The 15861-nt window shown below is 43.6% G+C and carries 11 protein-coding genes; 5 read left to right on the top strand and 6 right to left on the bottom strand.

Annotated features, from left to right (window positions below):
• Nucleotides 1-24: 24 nt before the first annotated feature.
• On the bottom strand, nt 25-1359 hold the full coding sequence (aspS, locus tag OCV65_RS08635; RefSeq protein ID WP_262581711.1) for an aspartate--tRNA(Asn) ligase: 1335 nt from the start codon (nt 1357-1359) through the stop codon (nt 25-27).
• 562 nt (nt 1360-1921) lie between these two features.
• On the opposite strand from aspS, the gene OCV65_RS08630 reads away from it, so the two are divergent.
• Nucleotides 1922-2767: an arginase gene (locus OCV65_RS08630; RefSeq protein WP_262581710.1), complete on the top strand. Its 846-nt coding sequence runs from the start codon at nt 1922-1924 to the stop codon at nt 2765-2767.
• Nucleotides 2768-2816: 49 nt separating this feature from the next.
• Here the strand turns inward: OCV65_RS08630 and OCV65_RS08625 are convergent, their stop codons facing one another.
• From OCV65_RS08625 to OCV65_RS08615, 3 genes are all read right to left on the bottom strand, one after another.
• On the bottom strand, nt 2817-4334 hold the full coding sequence (locus OCV65_RS08625) for a CapA family protein (protein ID WP_262581709.1): 1518 nt from the start codon (nt 4332-4334) through the stop codon (nt 2817-2819).
• 126 nt (nt 4335-4460) lie between these two features.
• Nucleotides 4461-5114 (bottom strand): ABC transporter ATP-binding protein, encoded by a 654-nt coding sequence (locus tag OCV65_RS08620; protein WP_262581708.1) that lies wholly within the window; start codon nt 5112-5114, stop codon nt 4461-4463.
• Between the two features lie 16 nt (nt 5115-5130).
• Nucleotides 5131-6828: an ABC transporter permease gene (locus OCV65_RS08615; protein ID WP_262581707.1), complete on the bottom strand. Its 1698-nt coding sequence runs from the start codon at nt 6826-6828 to the stop codon at nt 5131-5133.
• A gap of 248 nt (nt 6829-7076) precedes the next feature.
• Here OCV65_RS08615 and OCV65_RS08610 point away from each other — a divergent pair, with 248 nt between their 5' ends.
• Both OCV65_RS08610 and OCV65_RS08605 read left to right on the top strand, forming a co-directional pair.
• Nucleotides 7077-7619, top strand: coding sequence for a C-GCAxxG-C-C family protein (locus tag OCV65_RS08610; RefSeq protein WP_262581706.1), 543 nt, complete (start codon nt 7077-7079; stop codon nt 7617-7619).
• Nucleotides 7620-7669: 50 nt separating this feature from the next.
• On the top strand, nt 7670-8590 hold the full coding sequence (locus tag OCV65_RS08605) for a TDT family transporter (protein WP_262581705.1): 921 nt from the start codon (nt 7670-7672) through the stop codon (nt 8588-8590).
• Nucleotides 8591-8667: 77 nt separating this feature from the next.
• Here OCV65_RS08605 and OCV65_RS08600 read toward each other — a convergent pair whose 3' ends face one another.
• Nucleotides 8668-9210, bottom strand: coding sequence for a helix-turn-helix domain-containing protein (locus OCV65_RS08600; protein ID WP_262581704.1), 543 nt, complete (start codon nt 9208-9210; stop codon nt 8668-8670).
• A gap of 211 nt (nt 9211-9421) precedes the next feature.
• Nucleotides 9422-10843 (bottom strand): ADP-ribosylglycohydrolase family protein, encoded by a 1422-nt coding sequence (locus OCV65_RS08595; RefSeq protein WP_262581703.1) that lies wholly within the window; start codon nt 10841-10843, stop codon nt 9422-9424.
• Nucleotides 10844-11076: 233 nt separating this feature from the next.
• Between OCV65_RS08595 and OCV65_RS08590 the strand changes: the two genes are divergently transcribed.
• On the top strand, nt 11077-12345 hold the full coding sequence (locus OCV65_RS08590) for a chloride channel protein (protein ID WP_262581702.1): 1269 nt from the start codon (nt 11077-11079) through the stop codon (nt 12343-12345).
• 271 nt (nt 12346-12616) lie between these two features.
• Nucleotides 12617-15670, top strand: coding sequence for an SrtB-anchored collagen-binding adhesin (locus OCV65_RS08585; protein WP_195557107.1), 3054 nt, complete (start codon nt 12617-12619; stop codon nt 15668-15670).
• Nucleotides 15671-15861 lie beyond the last annotated feature (191 nt).

Genomic DNA, 15861 nt, shown 5'->3' with positions numbered 1-15861 from the left:
CTACTCCTTTATCCGTACTCTGTTCTATGGTTCCAGTCTGCTTAAGTCTCTTGGGAAGAGTGTAGTCTCACGGACATTGTCCTCTCCCACCAGCTTCATGGTCAGGCGCTCCAGACCAATACCCAGTCCACCATGCGGCGGCATACCGTGTTTGAATGTATCCAGATAATGTTCCAGACCTTCCTCTTCCATACCACGGACTGCGATTTTCTCGCGAAGTGCTTTGTAATCATGGATTCTCTGACCACCTGTGGTAATCTCCATCCCCTTATACAGCAGATCAAAACTTAATGTGTATCTGGTATCTGCCGGATCATCCATTGCGTAAAACGGACGTTTTTTCGAAGGATAATGGGTAACAAATACAAAATCACTTCCCCATTCTTCCTGCGCATACTGTCCGATCAGCTGCTCTTCTTCCGGTTCCAGATCAAATGGATTCCGCATCTTATGACCGTATTTTTCAGATACCTTCTGTTTGATCTCATCAAACCTCACTGCCGGGATCTTGCTGACATCCGGAAGTGTAATATTCAAAATCTTCAGTTCTTTCGCATAATCCTTAGCGAGCATTGCCATCATGTACTGCAGGAATCCTGTTTCCATTGCCATAATGTCTTCAAATCCATCGATGTAACCCATCTCGAAATCCAGACTGGTGTACTCATTCAGATGACGCTTGGTGTTATGTTTTTCTGCCCTGAATACCGGTGCTGTCTCAAATACTCTGTCAAACACGCCGACCATCATCTGCTTGTAAAGCTGAGGACTCTGCTGCAGTACTGCCGGTCTGTGGAAATAATCCAGACGGAACAGGTTCGCTCCGCCCTCTGCACTCTTAGCTCCGATCTTCGGTGTATAAATCTCCGTAAATCCCTGTTCATAAAGAAAATCACGAAATGCTCTTGTAATGCCTTCCTGCAATTTGAACTTTGCACGTTCTCTCACATTACGCAGTGCGATCGGTCTGTAGTTCAGCTTGGCATCCAGTGAGGTGTTCAGCTTCCATTTGGAAATGGCAAGTGGCATCATATCTGCTTCCGGCTCACTGAGGATTCGCAGTGATTCCATGCGAATCTCGATGCCGTTCGGCGCTTTTTCATTCTTCTCCAGTGTTCCCTCGATCTCTACGGCATCCGCTTCCCGCAGATCCTTCAGATCAAATCCGGCTGTGCCTTCCTCATATACACCCTGCAGCAGTCCTTCTCTTTTTCTCAGAACAACAAATGCTACGGTTCCCATGTCACGGATCGTATGAACGGCTCCGTTAACCTTAACCTTCTGTCCTGCCAGATCTCCGGCAAGCAGTTCACTGATTTCTAAAGTCTCTTTCTTAGCTACTCCTGTTAAATATTCCATGATTGGTCCTCCTTTTTTTGAACGGGACGGATCTGTAATTCATTGCACAAAAAAGTCCCGGAACATGATCTCTCATATTCCGGGACGGATCTGACATAATCCGCGGTACCACCCGCTTTGAATCTCCGGGAATCTTCTCCCTTTTAATTCCTCTCTTATGCTTAACGCGCATGACACGTACTGTCCTACTAAGTCATAACTTTTCAGCCAGTCTGCTCCCAAGTGTTCCCATATCTCTCATTCCCTAAAAGGTGCTCTCAGTCGGTGACACCTTATTCCTGTCAGGTTCCAGAAAGTTGAGTCTTGTTCTCAGCATTCTCTGAAATTTGATTCAATCTTAGCACAGCCATCTTTGTTTTGCAAGTTATAATTTTAATACTTTCATTTTTCAAATATTTAATCAATAAATTTGATGTTTCATTCTTCTTTTCCAGTGTATTTAAAATGTGCGTGTCACAATTTATTTCAACCATATTTACAGCATTGAAAGAAGCACACAACCATGATATGATGCATGTATGTGTGCATGTCATATAGTCATATAGGATAAGGAGGTTACTCTATGAATCACATTTTCGGTTGTCCCATGCATTACGGAGTGGGTGCCCCGGGACTGATCAACAGTCTGGATTATCTGCAATCTTTTTGCCCTGAACTAGATATTGATATACTTCCGGAAATTACCAGACCGGAAGAGAACCTGAGCAATCTGAAACATCTGAACAGCGTAATTGCAAGCTGTTCACAAATTGCTGAATCTGGATATCATGCATTATGCAAAGGTGAATCACCACTTTACATTACCGGCGATCACAGTTCCGCCATCGGAAGTGTCTCTGCCGCCGGAACATATTGCGAAGATCTTGGTCTGATCTGGATTGATGCACATCCAGACATCAATACCGACAAAACCACTGTCACCGGTAATATCCACGGAATGCCCGTTGCCGCTCTAATTGGTATGGGCGAACAGTCATTGACCAGAATCTTGTCAGACAAGCCTAAAGTCAAACCATCTAACATTGTCATGCTGGGGCTTCGCGACATTGACCCGCCGGAGATGGCGTTTCTGAACAAGCTTCATATTCGCTATTATACCTGGCAACAAATGGCAACTCTTGGTATCCAACGCTGTATCGATGAAACACTTCAATATCTGTCTCATCTGCAGAATGTCCATATCAGCTTTGATATTGATGTAATGGATCCCGCATACCTTCCCGGAGTCTCCGTTCCGGTTCCAGGCGGTCTGTTGGAGGAAGAAGCGTTTACGCTTATGCACCAGCTTCTTACCGGTCTTCCTGTAATATCATGTGATATTGTTGAATTTAACAAGGATTATGATATATCTGACCGGACTGCCACGTTCGCACGCCAAATGGCACACCAAATTCTGACAGATTTTTAAAAACAATCCCCTGCGCAGGTTTCTTAACTTTCCTCCGCAGGGGATCCTTTTATTTTGTATCTTTTTTTGATTTATCGTTCTTTGTATTGCTGTTCTTCACTTCACTAGCCGATTTTACTGATGGATCCTTCTGTGCGATCGGCAGTGCATCCTGCACTTTCTTCACGCCATCACCTACAATCCCATCTGTTCTGTTCAGAGATGCTGTCACATCATCTGTCAGATTCGTAAGTCCTGTATTCTTTTCCAGATTCTCCGGATCATCCAGTGGCAGAATAAAATATTCATTATCCGGATTCTGATCCATGTATACCCAGGTTGGAATAAAATCTGCGCCATCAAGAGAAATATTGCCTTTGGCATCTCTCTTCACAGTAAGCTTCACCATCATGCCATCTTCCGAATAGCCATTAGTCAGACCTTCCATGTATTCGGTACGCTGATTGGACAGATGATTGCCAATCGCATATGCACATACCATTTCATGGTCACCGTCTGTGCTGGTCAGAAGATCCACAGGCTCAATTACATGCGGATGACTGGCGATGAGCGCATCCACGCCCATATCGCACAGCTTCTGCGCGATCTCGTCCTGATCAGAATTCTCTTCCGTCTGGTATTCTACACCCCAATGCATACACGCAACAGTATATTCCACACCTTCCTCTTTCATATCAGATAAAATCTGCTCTACATCACTATACAGCGACTCCGGATCTGCTTCTTTAAAGGAATTGATCAGATCTGCACTCTCATCGTTCACTGCGATACCGTTGATTGTCTTCTGTCCATTCACTTCTTCAGTCTCAAATACATAATTGAAGAAGCCAACCTTGATTCCGTTGATATCCTTCACCACATACTTCTTATCGTCAGCTTTCTTACGCACGCCGGTATACATGATGCCATCCTTATCCAATACTTCCATAGTACGTTGAAGTCCTTCGCCTCCACCGTCATAAATATGATTATTCGCAAGCAGGCACATATCGATCCCATTCTCTGCCAATGCATCTGCAATAGCATCCGGCGCACAGAACGTTGGATAACCACTGTAATTACCGCCAGTCAGCGCATACTCTGTCGTACAGATAGAAAAATCTGCATCATTATAATAATCCTTTACATATTGAAAGATTGGATTATAATCATAGTCTTCGCCATTCTTATACACCGAAGAAGTCAAAAATGGCTTATGCATAATAATATCACCTGCGATATTAATGGTCGCTGTCGCTTCCTTGGATTCCGCCTTATCTTCCTTCTTCACTTCCACAGAAGTTGTCTTTGCCGGTTCTTTTTTACTGCTTCCGGTCACTTTCTTCACTACTGCTCTTACCAGCAACACAGCCAGAAGCAGGATCAACACCATTGCCGCAATCAAAATTGCTCTCTGGATCTTACGCTTCTTTCTCCGTCTTTCTCTTGCCGCACGGCGTCGCCTCATCTCTGCACGATCTCTGTCCTCTGCTTCATGTCTTTCCGCTGCAGCTTTATGTGCCTTAATACCTCCCGGTCTCGGTGTATGCTCACCCGCAGATCCCTTTTGTTCTGTAATTTCTTCCATAATGCTTTTCTCCCTCCACAGCCATCTCTCTGACTGCTTCCTTTTTTCACTTTCCTATACCTAATAAGATACTCGAAAAATGTCAAAAAGACAAGATTACGGAAGAATTTCAGTATACCGGAATTGTCATATCACCCCTTTCCCTATTTCATATACCTGATCTGAGCCATTTGCCACATCCACGGAATGTGTGACCAGTATCACACATTTGCCCTCTTCATGCGCCAGTTTCCGGAAGATATGCATAATCTCTTCCTGTGTATCGTGATCCAGATTGCCGGTCGGTTCATCATCAAGAATGATCTCCGGATTATACGACAATGCTCTTGCTATGGCAACTCTCTGCTGCTGACCCCCGGAGAGCTTCAACACTCTCCGTCCAGCCTCATCTTCATTAAGTCCCATTTCTTTCAAAAGTTCCAGTGCATGTGCCTTTTTATCACCACGTTCTTTACCGGATATCTCCATCGACAATTCCACATTCTCTGCCGCCGTAAGCTTGGGAAGCAGATTAAAACTCTGAAAGATCACACCCACACACTGACTGCGGTATTCATACTGATCCATCGTACGGATGTCATTGCCATTCAGACAGATTCTGCCTTCCGTTGGCTGTGCCAGTCCTGACAACAGAGACAAAAGCGTCGTCTTACCTGCTCCGGATCTCCCCACAATGCTGTACACTTTTCCGTTTTCAAAGATATAGGATAAATTCTCTAATACCATCTTATCTGATTCTGCATAATGATAACTTACATTTTCAAGCTGTAATACATTCATCGTTCTGCCTCCTATTCTAATCTCTGCTGCTCAGTATCCGAAGCGGATCATAGCGCAGGATAAATACGACTGCGACGCAGCCGGCGATCAGTGTCAGTCCGATACCGATCAGGATTAGTTTTCCTACAACTGCCAGATCTGTTGCAGAGCTGATCTGATTAACATACTGTGCCGCCTGTCCCGGAATTCCCTTATTGTTATTTTGATGATTCTGTTGTTTCTTATCGCCATTCTGCACTTTCGTATTATCATCCGATTGCGATGTGCTGCTATCTGAACTATTGCTATCTGTGCCACTTGCAGCTCCGCTGTTATCTGATGGTGCTGCCTCTCCTCCAGGACCTCCGCCCTGCGGACCGCCTGCTTCCCGTCCGAAATTCTCTGCCTGTGATGCACTTAACTCCTGACTGCTCTCGATCTGCTGTGCAAGTAATTTATTTGTCACCGGTACGGATGCTGCTGCGCCGACTCCAGTACCAAGTATGATTGCGATAAATGTTACGCATAATAATTCGATAAGGAACTGCATTGCAATCTTGCCTTTTTTCATACCAATCGCCGCCAACACGCCAATCTCATATTTTCTTTCCCGGATATTAAAGATATTTAATACAACCAGAATAATACCGCCGATTGCCAACACCACTGCCAGGAAATATTTGGCATAAGTGCTCAGATTCTCCAATGGCTGAAGGCTCTGTTCATAGGAATCTACGTCAGCAGAACCTACAGTATAATTATCACCCAACGCAGCTTCTGTCTCTTCTTTAAATGCTTCATAATCATCCACTGAATCGAATGTGTAGGTTCCGTTCGTCTGACTCTGCAATGTATCAGATGCTTCTGTAATCGCACTTACATTTTCATAACTGGTGTAAATACGGTTCGCACTGTCAAATGCCGCACCAAAGCCACCCATCATATTGCTGTAGGAATCACCGGAGTCTGATGACTCGTAAATTCCGCAGATAGTAAATTCATACGTTTCATCTGTCGCATTTGGATTAACCAGAGTAATCGTATCACCTACTGATAGATCATTGTACTCTGCAAGTTCACTGCTGATAATACACTGGTTCGTATCGTCACTCTCATCAAACACGCTTCCTTCTGTGATCGTACTTGCACCGCTCAAAAAATCCGTCATGGCTTCATCTGAACTGTATCCTGTGATCGTAAAGTCACCCTGGGTTCCCATACGACCCGCATCATCCGGCATGCCCTGCCCGCTATTCTGATTACCGCCCTGGTTCATATCATCCGGTGCCTGCGTATTGTCGCCAGAATTATCTCCGCTGCTGCCATCTGTCTCCGTACTGCTATCTGAACTGTCCTTTGATACACCGCTGGTATCTACTGCTTCCAGATCTCCAGACGCATCCAGAGAGACGGATGACGTAAAATAGAAACTTTTCACATAATCGGAATCTGCATAAGACTTCAGATCATCCAGCGAAAGTTCCTCCATATTCGTCATGGCTTCTTTCTTATCTTCCTTGCTGTACTGATTCTGCATCATTGCCTGTCGGTTCACAGATATCTGTCCTGTGATCGACAACTGATCTTCGCTGTCCTGCCTTGCTGTTTCCGCCGCTTCCCCGATGGAGAGTGCAATACACGCTGACACTGCAATTACAAATAGAATAATGCCAATCAGTATGTTTCTGCCCTTAGACCTGGTAATACTCCGCCAGGCATTCTTCAATATATACATTCTGCTCCTCCTCATTGTTATCATGCAGGAACATATACTTTTCGCCGCTCCTGCCTTAAATATTTACCTGCTTATTCTATAAAAATATCGTTACCAAACTTTGTGCAGGATGTGAAAAGTCTGTGTTTTTGGATATTTATAGATATTTTCTATAAGTCAGAATATTTATAAAACTTTTCAATTTTACCCTCATTTTCCCAAAAGGTATACTATACTTGATATTATTTTTAATTTAAGGAGGATTTGACATGTTAGAATCAAACGTAAAAATCGGAGTAACTGAGATCAGTCCGAGAGCCGTACAGCAGGCTGCTGAGCTGAATTTCAAGAACGGCTACTACTGCTGCGAAGCACTGATGGCTACAATAAAGCAGGAGTTCAAACTGGATGTTCCGGATTCTGTAATCGCTATGGCTTCCGGCATGGCTGTCGGTGCGGGTAAATCAGGCTGCGTCTGTGGTGCATTCAACGGCGGTATCCTTGCACTTGGCATGTTCTTCGGCCGCACCGAGCAGAACGGTCCAACCAATCCAAAGAGTGTAAAATGTATGGAACTGACGCATGAACTGCATGACTGGTTTAAAACAGCCAATAAGAAAAATGCGATCTGCTGTCGTGTGCTCACAAAAGAATTCAATATGGGACAGGGCGAACACAAAGAACAGTGTATCTTCTTCACCGGCTTATGTGCATGGAAGGTTGCAGAAATCATCTGTCGCGAGTGCGGTATCAAGAATCTTGATGAGGTTGATGAGCCATGCGAGCGCCGTGCTCTTGCAGATATTGTCTAGGCACACACATTTTAAGGCATCAAACTATCTACTAGAAATGAGGTAAAACTATGAGTAATGTAATTAAAAAAGTACCAATTCCACTCTGCGGAGTTATGCTAGGAACTGCCGCACTGGGCAACCTCCTTCAGAGTTATTCCGAAGGCATCCGCTATGTATGCGGAGTATTCGCTGCATTCCTGTTGGTACTCGTACTGTTGAAACTGATCATGTTCCCGGGAGCTGTCAAAGAGGATATGAACAATCCGATCATGGCAAGTGTATCCGGAACATTCCCAATGGCACTGATGATCTTAAGCACCTATGTGAAGCCATTTATCGGACTGGCAGCTTACTATATCTGGCTGTTTGCTATCGCACTTCATGTCGTGCTGATAATTTATTTTACCATTAAATTTATCGCAAAATTAGCAATGCCAAAGGTATTTGCAAGCTACTACATCGTATATGTAGGTATCGTTGTGGCAGCCGTTACCGCACCTGCTTATGAGAAACAGTCTCTCGGAAGTGCCACATTCTGGTTCGGTCTGGTGACTCTGATCATCCTGCTGGTACTGGTAACATACCGCTATGTGAAGTTCAAAGAAGTTCCGGACCCGGCAAAACCGCTAATCTGTATCTACGCTGCACCGACAAGTCTCTGTATCGCAGGCTATGTACAGTCCGTTATGCCTAAGAATTATAACTTCCTGATGGCAATGTTTGTTGTCGCTACTGTAATCTACATCTATGCTCTGATCAAAGCGATCGGACATCTGAAGATGCCATTTTACCCAAGCTATGCAGCATTCACCTTTCCATTCGTAATCAGCGCGATCGCAACCAAACAGACAATGGCATGCGCTGCCAATATGGGACACCCGATGCCTTTCCTGGCAAATATCGTACTGATCGAAACAATCATTGCAGTCGTATTGGTAGTATATACATACATCCGTTTTATGGGCGCCATCTTTGGTGGGAATAAATAAATTGTGATTATATGAAAGAAAATAGCTTCTGACCGGGAAATCCTCAGTCGGAAGCTATTTTTACTTAATACTAGTACTCACCTCTCTATACGTATCCAGAAATCATCCTCTGCCATCCTACCCTCTGTCTTTTCTATAATCATCATCGGATCATAAAATGGCAGATCCAGTTCCCGCAAAATGAGTTTCATCTTATCTCTTGTTCTTGGAAAGCATCTGGATTCCAGAAATTCTTCATAATCTTCATAGGTCGGATGCTCATTATTACCAAATGCTTTTTTCAGAAAATGATTCGTATAATTTCGTACATTTACTCTTCTTTTTTCCTCATCCACATCGATGATCGTGCACAATTCATCACGGAACATATATGACATTCTGATTGGCATTTCTTTTTCCGGTATGATTAGTTTTTCTTCCCACGCAGGCTCATTCATTAATATATAAACCAGTGTCACGACCGGACCTGTCACTGGCTGTCCGCTATATTCCCATCGCTCCACCGTCTTCTTAGACACATTTACAAGTTCCGCAAATTCTTTTTGGGATACCCCAAGCCTTTTGCGGCACTTTTTCATTTCCAATCCTGTTATGCTTTTTTGCACTGCATATTTTCTCATGATATCATTCACCCTTATTTTAAGGATATTTTTCATCGTTTTACCCTTATATATAGGATATAGTCAATATTTTTCTGCGTTCATCAGTTCATCCACGGGAACGAAGCCCACAAGGTCATATTCGATGTACGCTTTCTGTTTTCGCTGGTGGCGATGCTTTTCATGCGGAGAGTCAGTTCCCGCAGCTCCGGCACATTTCTCTCCTTGATGATTAAAAATGAAATTGAGCCGTTACATAAGGCATTATCTGACTTAGCAAAGCTTCGCCACCGTTCGCTTGTACATAACGGGCCAAAATTTCATGGAAATATTTATTCTCATCGCCAGGAGCATATATATTTTTTCTGATTACCTGTTCATTGGTAAATTCATAGTGCGAATCATTTGCGGTTTCTTTATCCAACGAGTATTTCTCAAATCTACCATCATCACGGACGAATACGCTTAAAAACCACAGTTGTTTGCTATCCAACTGGATTCTCAGACGCCATTTTTCCATAGATTTGTCATGACTGATGTGATATGCACCTGAATATTTTTTATCCGGATGCTCTTCTTTCGCCATAATATATTCCAATGTATATTGAGGCACTTGTACAAACGAAAGATTAGTATACTTGCTGCAAAACCTTGTCATCGCTTCCTTAATTTGTTTAGTTATTTGGGATGACCAATCCTCTCTTTGAGGAACAGAAGGCTTTCCCCAGTCTGTCCGGTATCTTTTACTTTCACTGCGATTTAATATCGGAGTGCACCAGCCGACATGGTAATTTGTTCCGGCTCTTGCGACGCAGACATCCCGAAATTCATCCGCAATGTCGATAAATTCTTTTGGGAGATACGTCATTGCCTGCGTTTTGATTTTCTGCATAGAGCTATCAAAACGATTTGTAGCCCAGTTGCCATATCCGGCATAATAGATCCATGCAATTGAACCGGTTATCGCTCCGGTCGTGTCACAATCGCCGCCAATCGAAATGGCATTTCGGATAGCGTCTTCAAAATTTTCAGATTCCAAGAATGCAACGATCGCTTGCGGAACAGAACCTTGGCAGGAACCATCAAACTGATAGCTATCTCTTATGGAATCCAAAGTAAAATCCAAATTGTAATAGTGTTCGCTGACGTACTGCCTGATTTCTTCTTTTGATTTGCCGCTCTTTGCCAGAAAGACCGCTGCGCTGACCGCTTCCGCTCCCTTGATACCCTCCGGATGATTATGACTGACACAGGCACTTGCACGAGCCAAGGCTAATGCTTCGTCCATGGTAACTGCTACCAAACCGCAGGGAGAAACACGCATTGCGGAACCATTTCCATAACTTCCATAAGGTTTCGGATTTGATTGAAAGAGCCATTTGGCAAAGCTGCCACCATAGGCGCCGGTAGGATTCGGATATCTTCTACCGTAATCCTGCATTATCTCAACAAGAAATTCCTGAAAACCCTTTCCGTTTTCGCTCTTCTCAAACTGCTCTTGATAGCTGAGCATGATTGCTTTAGCAACCGCTACAGTCATAATCGTGTCATCTGTATAATCGCATCCCCGCGAAAATAAAGGAAACTTCTTGGTCTTAATATTATTAAATTCGTATTTTGATCCAACAATATCTCCAATAAAAGCACCAAACATAATGTACCTCCATTCATGTCTCTTGTGTGTATACACATTATGGCACAACGATTTGGCATTTTTCAATAGCCTTTCCGAGATTTATCGCATGCGTCCTCCATTCGTACCATAACTATTCAAAATGTAGTTTTTTTGTAATAAAATGGGCATTTTCATAGTGTCAATTCTAAAGAAAGAATAGTATAATAAATGGGAATGTTTTTGAGAGTACAAAGGAAAAAGAGGTTTCTATCATGTCCAGAAAAGAAGTTTTATTTCAATATTATTATGAGCATATCCGCCATAACATCGTGAATTTCCTGAAGTGGCTTGTGTTAGCTGTTCTGACCGGCCTGATCGTTGGCGGTGCCAGCGGTATCTTTGCCAAATGTATCGGCGCGGCAACCGCTTATCGTGACGCGCATATCAGGGTTTTTCTCCTGCTGCCATTTGCAGGACTATTGATCGTCTTCTTATATCAGAAATTAGGCAGCCAGGACGGCGGTACCAATCAGGTGCTCGCCACGATCAAGTCCAAAGATAAGATTCCATTTATCTCAGCTCCACTGATCTTCCTGTCCACACTGCTGACTCACCTTACCGGCGGTTCTGCCGGACGCGAGGGTGCTTCAATCCAATTCGGCGGAAGTCTTGGAAGCTGGCTTGGTAAGATGGCAAAGCTGGATGAATTTGACCAGCACGTGATGATCATGTGCGGCATGAGTGCTGCGTTCGCTGCCGTATTCGGCACACCGATGGCTGCTGCCGTATTTGCTATGGAGGTCGCAAGTGTCGGCGTCATGTATTATGCTGCATTGTTTCCATGCATGATCGCATCCATCATTGCGTCACGGTTTGCTGATGGAATGGGAGTAAACCCGGAGACATTTCTGGTAGTAAAGATACCGGAGCTTACGATTGCAAATGGTCTGAAGATTGGTCTGGTTGCAGTCGGATGCAGTTTTTTGAGCATCCTGTTCTGTATTCTGTTGAAATACACCAGCAAGTTCTATCAGAAATATCTGAAGAATCCATACCTGCGTGTCTTTGCCGCTGCATGCATCATCATCGCATTGACTGCACTGTTGAATACACGCGACTATATGGGTGCCGGAGGCAATCTGATCACCCGCGCCATCGAAGAAGGTCAGGCAAGACCGCTTGATTTCCTATGGAAAATGATTCTGACCGCACTGACCATGCGTGCCGGATACCGAGGTGGCGAAATCGTACCGGCATTCAGTATCGGCGCCACATTCGGATGTGTTGCCGGAAGCCTGCTCGGATTATCACCGGGGCTGTCCGCTGCCGCCGGAATGGCTGCCCTGTTCTGCGGCGTTACCAACTGTCCAATCACTGCCATGTTGATCTCCTTTGAATTGTTTGGATTCTCCGGTGTTGCGTATTATCTGATCGCGATATCCATCAGCTATTCGCTGTCCGGATATTACAGTCTGTATAAGGATCAGACCATCATTTATTCAAAGTACAAAGCAAGATATATTAATAGAAAAACACAATAAAAATCTGATTATCCGCTAAAACACAGTATCTATCAGCATTTTCAAGGAAACAAACACATCAATTTACTACTTATTTACTACTAACGAATGAGCCTTGATACGCTAGTTTTCTTAGATATGCAAAGATATGGTACAGCACATCAGTATTGAAACAAGAAAAATTTAATATTTCATAGACTATGGAACGCCTAACATGACGTTCCTTTTCTATTTCCAGCCGTTCTTATTGGACGGCTATTTTATTACTCAAAACGAAAGGAGCATTAGACTTATGAAAAAGATATTAAAGCGATTGTGTACGGGCTTCTTAGCTCTTGCAACTGTCGTTACTGCTTTACCGAGTACACCCGTTCATGCAGAAAGTAAGCAATACTGGACGGAAAGTGCAGAGCGTGTCGGTATCATTGAAAAAGTAATGAATGACGGTTCTATCGGTTCTACATTCAATGAGGGCATGATGAAAGTTGAGGGCGAAACTGCCTATTGTATTGACATCAATACAGATTTCAAAAATGGTTACAAGACCAGAGCTGACGCAAGCTCACGCATGAGTGCCGACCAGATTTCAGATGTGGCGTTATCCTTAGAGTATGTCAAACAGTATGGCGAAGCTCACAAGGAACTGAATTACAAGCAAGTCTATCTGTTGGAACAATGTGTTGTCTGGCAGAGATTGAGCGTACATCTTGGCTGGCAATGTGATAACGTGCGAGCTTCTTATGATGAAATTCCAAAGGCAACACAGGACGAAGTTTTCTCTGGTGCAAAAGCCTTTGTCAAAGAGAATAAAGGACGCTATGAATGTGGCGGTTATATCTACTCTGGCGAGGGGCAGGAATTAGGACAATTCTGGGCGAAACTGAATGTCGGAAATGCGAAACTACAAAAGACTTCCAGTAATACCAGCATTACAAACGGTAACGGGAATTACTCTGTCGCTGGTGCAATCTACGGTGTCTTTTCTGATAAGGACTGCACGAAACAGCTTGCCACCCTTACGACTGATGAAAACGGAAATACAGATGTTGTAGAGGTAAAAGCAGGCACAGTCTATATCAAGGAATTATCCGCACCAGCAGGATATAAAGTAGATAAAACTGTATATTCCTTAAAGATTGAAGCTGGAAAGACAGCGACATTGAACGTATCTGATACGCCAAAAGTAACGGACACTTTGATTGAGCTTTTCAAGATTGACATGGAAACACAGAAAGACAATCCGCAAGGAAACGCTTCTCTAGCAGGTGCGGAATTTACATGGAAGTATTATGCAGGCTTCTATACTAAAGACAATCTCCCTGCCGAAGCTACTCGTACATGGGTTACAAAGACAATCGCTGAAACAGACAGCGATGGGACAACCCACTACATCACAAAATTAGCGGACGCATACAAGGTGTCTGGCGACAGCTTCTATATGCAAGACGGTAAAGCCGTTTTTCCACTTGGAACACTAACCGTTGAAGAAACGAAAGCTCCAAATGGCTACTTACTTGACGGTGCATATATGCAGGCTGGCGATAAGTCCGAACAGATTAAGGGCTTATATGTAACACAGATTACCGAGGACGGCGACCTTGCCGTATTATCTGGAAGTAACCAGTTTTCCGTTTCTGACAAGGTTATCCGTGGCGGTGTCAAAATTCAGAAACGAGATTTAGAAACGGGCGATACAAAGCCACAAGGAAGTGCCACTTTGAAAGATACTGCCTTTGACATCATTTCCTTAAAAGATAATGCAGTATTGGTTGAGGGCAAGCTATACAAAAAAAATGAAGTGGTAAAGACAATTCGTACCGATATTGAGGGTGTCGCTTCTACTTCTGCCGACCTTTTACCTTATGGAAAGTTTCGTATCGTTGAAAGTGAAGCTCCAAACGGATATTTGACTGACGGTGCAAAACCGATTGATTTTACAATCACAGAAAATGGAAAAATTGTGGACTTAACCGACAAAGCCCATTCTATCTACAATCAGATTAAGCGTGGGGATATTGAGGGCGTGAAAATCGGTGCAGGCACACACAAGCGTCTTGCTGATGTTCCTTTTAGGATCACAAGCAAGACGACGGGCGAAAATCATGTCGTGGTAACTGATGATAACGGGCAATTCTCCACTTCTGCTGACTGGGCTTCTCATAAGCACAATACAAACGCAGGCAAGACCAGCGAGGACGGTGTGTGGTTTGGGATTTCTGAACCAGACGACAGCAAGGGTGCATTACCTTATGATACCTATATCATTGAAGAAATGCGTTGTGACAGTAACAAAGGCTTTGAACTTATCCCACCTTTTGAAATCGTGGTATCAAGAAATAACCTTGTGGTTGATTTAGGGACGCTGACTGATGAATACGAAAAAGAAATCTCTATCCATACCACAGCGACCAGCAAGGACGGCGAAAAGACTATCCTTGCAGGAAAAGAGGTAACAATCGTTGATACAGTCAAATTGGACGGACTTACAAAAGGCACAAAATATCAGCTCAAAGGCTGGCAGATGTTAAAGGAAGAAAACACCGAGCTTATCATTGACGGGAAACGTGTAGAAAACGACTATACCTTTATCGCTGATGATGAGGAAATGAAAGTGGAAATTTCCTATACATTCAATGCGTCTGCTTTAGGTGGCAAGAACCTTGTTACCTTTGAAGAATTGTATAATTTCAGCAATCCAGACGAACCCGTAAAAGTTGCGGAACACAAAGACATTGAGGACGACGGGCAGACGGTACTTATCACAGAGCGTATCATCAAAATTCATACGACTGCTACCGATAAGGACGGCAACAAAGAGCTTGAAGCTGGAAAAGACGTTACAATCATTGATACGGTTACTTTAGAGGGCTTAGAAGTCGGCACAAAATATCAGTTAAAGGGCTGGCAGATGTTGAAAAAAGAAAATGCAGAACTTCTTATCAATGGAAAGCGTGTGGAAAGTGATTACACTTTTACCGCTGACAGCGAAAACATGAAAGTAGAAGTTGCCTTTACTTTTGACGCTACTTCTTTTAACGGAAAACAGCTTGTAACTTTTGAAGAATTGTACGATTTAAGCAATCCAGACGAGCCGAAGAAAGTTACCGAGCATAAGGATATTGAGGATAAGGGACAGACGATTACCTTTAAGGAAAAACCAGAAGTCCCAAAAGAACCAGAGAAACCCGAAACACCACAGACACCAGAAAAGCCTAGCAGACCTAGCGACAGTCCCAAAACGGGCGATAACACCAACCTTTACGAACTGCTTGTACTTCTTTTAACTTCTGGTGCTGGACTGGCAGGTATCTTCTTCTACAAACGCCGTAAAATGAAGAAATCATAAGGCGGTAATGGTATGAGAAAAGGAAAATCACGCTCTCCGCCGAAGCTGTCAAACGGCAGACTTCCGCTTATTCTGGCTTGTCTGCCAACAACCTGCAAGAACACGGATAGTCAAGGGTGCGTAAGCATTGATTTTACCCTTTACTATCGGTGGGATTGCTGGTACTTCCCGAACCGCCAGAATAAGAAATC

This window comes from Dorea ammoniilytica, from assembly GCF_025567415.1.
Classification (GTDB): domain Bacteria; phylum Bacillota; class Clostridia; order Lachnospirales; family Lachnospiraceae; genus Claveliimonas; species Claveliimonas ammoniilytica.
The sequence above is the reverse complement of the archived record's forward strand: the minus strand, read 5'-3'. Positions and strand labels throughout refer to the sequence as shown.

Coding starts and splice junctions, on each gene's coding strand:
- OCV65_RS08630 (WP_262581710.1), top strand. CDS start 1,922: ATGAATCACATTTTCGGTTGTCCCATGCATTACGGAGTGGGTGCCCCG.
- OCV65_RS08625 (WP_262581709.1), bottom strand. CDS start 4,334: ATGGAAGAAATTACAGAACAAAAGGGATCTGCGGGTGAGCATACACCG.
- OCV65_RS08605 (WP_262581705.1), top strand. CDS start 7,670: ATGAGTAATGTAATTAAAAAAGTACCAATTCCACTCTGCGGAGTTATG.
- OCV65_RS08590 (WP_262581702.1), top strand. CDS start 11,077: ATGTCCAGAAAAGAAGTTTTATTTCAATATTATTATGAGCATATCCGC.
- OCV65_RS08610 (WP_262581706.1), top strand. CDS start 7,077: ATGTTAGAATCAAACGTAAAAATCGGAGTAACTGAGATCAGTCCGAGA.
- OCV65_RS08600 (WP_262581704.1), bottom strand. CDS start 9,210: ATGAGAAAATATGCAGTGCAAAAAAGCATAACAGGATTGGAAATGAAA.
- OCV65_RS08595 (WP_262581703.1), bottom strand. CDS start 10,843: ATGTTTGGTGCTTTTATTGGAGATATTGTTGGATCAAAATACGAATTT.
- OCV65_RS08585 (WP_195557107.1), top strand. CDS start 12,617: ATGAAAAAGATATTAAAGCGATTGTGTACGGGCTTCTTAGCTCTTGCA.
- OCV65_RS08620 (WP_262581708.1), bottom strand. CDS start 5,114: ATGAATGTATTACAGCTTGAAAATGTAAGTTATCATTATGCAGAATCA.
- OCV65_RS08615 (WP_262581707.1), bottom strand. CDS start 6,828: ATGTATATATTGAAGAATGCCTGGCGGAGTATTACCAGGTCTAAGGGC.
- aspS (WP_262581711.1), bottom strand. CDS start 1,359: ATGGAATATTTAACAGGAGTAGCTAAGAAAGAGACTTTAGAAATCAGT.